General features: G+C 48.9%; 3 protein-coding genes and 1 pseudogene. 1 reads left to right on the top strand and 3 read right to left on the bottom strand.

Going from position 1 to position 3,395, the window contains the following annotated elements; all coding sequences use genetic code 11:
* The 3 genes and pseudogenes from ACRCZA_RS04070 to ACRCZA_RS04060 all read right to left on the bottom strand — a co-directional run.
* A pseudogene (locus tag ACRCZA_RS04070) lies at positions 1 to 433 on the bottom strand (CDP-glycerol--glycerophosphate glycerophosphotransferase); the annotation flags it as partial.
* Between the two features lie 63 nt (positions 434 to 496).
* A complete protein-coding gene (locus tag ACRCZA_RS04065) occupies positions 497 to 1,582 on the bottom strand; it encodes a glycosyltransferase (protein ID WP_438673198.1) in 1,086 nt (361 codons plus the stop codon).
* 89 nt (positions 1,583 to 1,671) lie between these two features.
* On the bottom strand, positions 1,672 to 2,715 hold the full coding sequence (locus tag ACRCZA_RS04060) for a glycosyltransferase family 9 protein (protein WP_438673197.1): 1,044 nt from the start codon (positions 2,713 to 2,715) through the stop codon (positions 1,672 to 1,674).
* A gap of 99 nt (positions 2,716 to 2,814) precedes the next feature.
* On the opposite strand from ACRCZA_RS04060, the gene ACRCZA_RS04055 reads away from it, so the two are divergent.
* A partial coding sequence (locus tag ACRCZA_RS04055) for a 3-deoxy-D-manno-octulosonic acid kinase (RefSeq protein ID WP_438673199.1) occupies positions 2,815 to 3,395 on the top strand: 581 nt, incomplete at its 3' end.

The following is a 3,395-nucleotide window of genomic DNA, read 5'->3' as shown; positions in this document are numbered from 1 at the left end:
TACTTCCCTTAAATAAAGGGTCCAAGGCCGGCCAACCCGTTTCGGCAACGGTAAAAGTCCCTATTTTCTTAGCTAGCGCTTGGAATGGCAGCGTCGTTGTCGGGCCTTGAGTACAATACAGATCAAAGCAATCGCGGATCTCAAAATGGTCTTCGCGCCCTTTACGATTGATTTTCCCGGCATTAAAACCATGAAACACGCCGACTTTGACCCCAGGAACAAAATTTGGCACCACATTCCCCGGCACAAACACCGCATCAGGGTTCCACGCCTTAACCGCATCAATCGTCGGTAAGCGCTGCTCATCGGCCTTAAGAAACTGAGGATCCACCTCTTTTCCTTCTAAAAACCAGCATACTTCATCTCCTCTATCCCGGATCACCTGTTGGAGTGGCCTTAAAATGGCGTAGGAATAGTTTTGCGCGATATACATCAAGTAACGCTTTTTGGCTTGTGTGAGCACCTGCGTTGGTCTCCTAAAACATGAACGGTAAACTTATTTTGCCAATGACAAATATTGCTCAGCAATCCGAGTCGCATCCACTTTTGCCAATATTTCAGCCCGTTCAAGAGAGGGTGGACACTTGACGACAGCATCGATCATTTGCGCGAGCGCCTTAGGATCTCGCCGCGCCACCAGATATGACGCTAAATCTCCGGTTAAAATCTCACTCGGACCATGGGGACAATCCGTGCTCACAACAGGGGTTCCGCAGGCCAATGATTCAATCAACACAGTAGGCAAACCTTCAAAATCAGAGCTGAGCACTAGCGCTTTGGCGCGCTTAATCCAAGGGTAAGGATTGCTTTGAAAGCCCGGAATAATGACTCGCTGTTCCACACCAAACTTTTTTGCCGCCTTGATGGCTTTTTTATGGTTGTGACATAACAACACGATAGGCAATTGATTATCTGTGAGTTTAAGAGCCTCAAACAACACATCATGACGTTTTTGTTTGGCAAAGCGGCCCACGTGGATCAGATAATCCCCTTGGGGAATGTATGGATTTTGCTGCTGCGACAGGGACACTATTTCATTAAATTCAAATGGATTATAAATTGTCCGTATTGATGCAGGCTGCAATCGACTTTTGGATAGGATTTCTTTAGCGATGCCATTAGACACCGTAATCAAATGCTGGCCATTGAGCGCTTTTTTCGCCCTAAGCTTCTTAAAATAGGCAAAGGGTCCGAGCTTAAACTGGCGACTAAGCTCCTCTTCTACCGATGAATGCACAATCACATACAACGGCTGCACCCCTGTTTTTGTCATCATCAGGTTAGTTTTATCGAGGTTGGATAAAAACAAATCGAATTTACCCACTTGGGACTCAATTTCGGCAATTTTTGCCCGCAGCTTATTCACTGACGCCGTCAATCGGCCAATGCGATCGAAATCTTTATCGTCATTAGCAAAGCATTGGTGGACTGGCAAATTGTCTGGAGTCTCATAATAACGATTATCCTCCATAACCAAGAAATGCGGCTCGTGCCCCAACTCAATAAATTGCTTGGCTAAAGTAATCATGACCTTCTCGGCTCCGCCACCGGCTAAACTGTCGATGGCAATGGCTATCCGCATGATTTATCTCCTAAACAATGTTCTAAACAACAAACACGAATGCAAACATATACTAAGACGATGCTCCACCAAACGTCCCACGCAACACTTTAGCCAAGCTCAAACTGCAATACAGATTCAAACTTCTCTATCACGGCTTCAACACTGATGAATGCCATCAAGTCGGCCCCCTTCGCGCGGGTGCCCCATTTCACCTCACCGCTTTGTTGTGAGGCAATGGCCTTATCATAAACACTGACCACGTATTGCTGTGATAAATAGGGGCCAGTACGCCCGGGATTAGAATGGGCATATAACCCGATGACAGGCGTCCCCTGAGTGGTGGCCATGTGCGCGGGGCCCGTATCCGGCGCCAATACTAAGCTGGCGCGTTTGAGTAGCGCGAGCAATTGCGTAAGGCTGGTTTGCCCCACTAAATTCACTATCGGCCCTGAACATGCCTGCGTGATGCTTTCGGCCAAGGTCTTTTCCTGTTGGGTTGGACCGCCGCATAACATGACCTTAAATCCTTGATTCAGCGCATAGTTGGCAACGGCAGCGTAGCGCTTAGGCAGCCAATTGCGCTCTGCTTTACTGGCGGCGGCGCAAATAATGAATACCTTTTCACCCTCGGCAATATGGCTTTGGGCAAACTCGGTGTCCGCCTTGGGCACCGGAATATCCCATTTTGGCGTCAGATCGCTCACCCCAATCGCCTTGGCAAAACCCATAAAGCCTTCGAGTACATGGGGAGTCGCTAACGGTTCAACCCTATGATTGGTCACTAACCATTGGCCTTCTTTGGCGCGAGCGCGATCAAACCCTATACGCACTTTTGCGGGTATCGCCAGTGAGGCCAACGTCGCGCGCAGTGCCACTTGCATGTGCAGCAGCACATCAAACTGCCGGCCAGATAGGGCCTTGCGTAAATTCACATAACTGCGCCAACCTTGGGATTTATCGAAAATCACAAACTCAATACCGGGTAAGTGTTTTAGCAACTGATATTCCAGTTTACCTATCACCCAAGTGATCTTAAGCGTTGGATAGTGGCGCTGAATCGCCTGCACCATCGCCACGGCATGGCAGACGTCACCGATGGCCGACAAACGCAGTAAACAAAGGGAATTCATGCTATTGGGATCTACACTCATTGGGCTTGAAGCTCATCACTTATCAGGTTATTTGGCGCAAGCTTGGGATCTTAATGTAGAATGGCCCAAGGTGCCACGCTTAAAACCGATAATTCTCCCATGAATGCTCAGATACAGATCATAAAAACCCCTCAGGGTCACATCGCTCGCTGCCAAGACGCTCCGGCAGATATTGCCCCAAGCTGGTTTTCAGTGGATTTTTGGCGTGCAAAAGACGCCGTCGTCGGCTCATCGACTGGCCGCTATACCACTTGGTTTGTGGCTTTCGAGCAGCGCCATTGGGTACTGCGCCATTATTGGCGCGGCGGTTTAATCGGTAAATTCAGTAAGGATGCTTATATCTTTACGGGCCTTGAAAACACTCGGGCCATGGGCGAATTAAGGTTGCTCGATGTGCTTTACCGCGAAAATTTTGCCGTGCCTAAACCTATCGCTGCCAATATCGTCCGCGATGGCTTATTTTACCGCGCCGACATTATGATTGAGCGGGTCGAAGGTGCCGAAGATTTAGTGGCCAAACTCAGCAAAGGGGCCATGAGCACTGAGCAGTGGCAGGCATTGGGCGCCACCATCGCGCAATTCCACCAGCGCGGGGTGTACCATGCGGATCTCAACGCTAAAAATATTTTATTGCAGCCAATGCAATCCGAGGCGCCTGAGCGTTTTTATCTGATTGATTT

The organism is Shewanella sp. (assembly GCF_051658185.1).
Lineage (GTDB): Bacteria > Pseudomonadota > Gammaproteobacteria > Enterobacterales > Shewanellaceae > Shewanella.
Note: the sequence above shows the minus strand (reverse complement) of the source record. Positions and strands in the feature narration are given on the sequence as shown.

Bases quoted from the DNA above. Each gene is read 5' to 3' on its own strand.
- ACRCZA_RS04065 (WP_438673198.1), bottom strand. From the start codon at position 1,582: ATGCGGATAGCCATTGCCATCGACAGTTTAGCCGGTGGCGGAGCCGAG.
- ACRCZA_RS04060 (WP_438673197.1), bottom strand. From the start codon at position 2,715: ATGAGTGTAGATCCCAATAGCATGAATTCCCTTTGTTTACTGCGTTTG.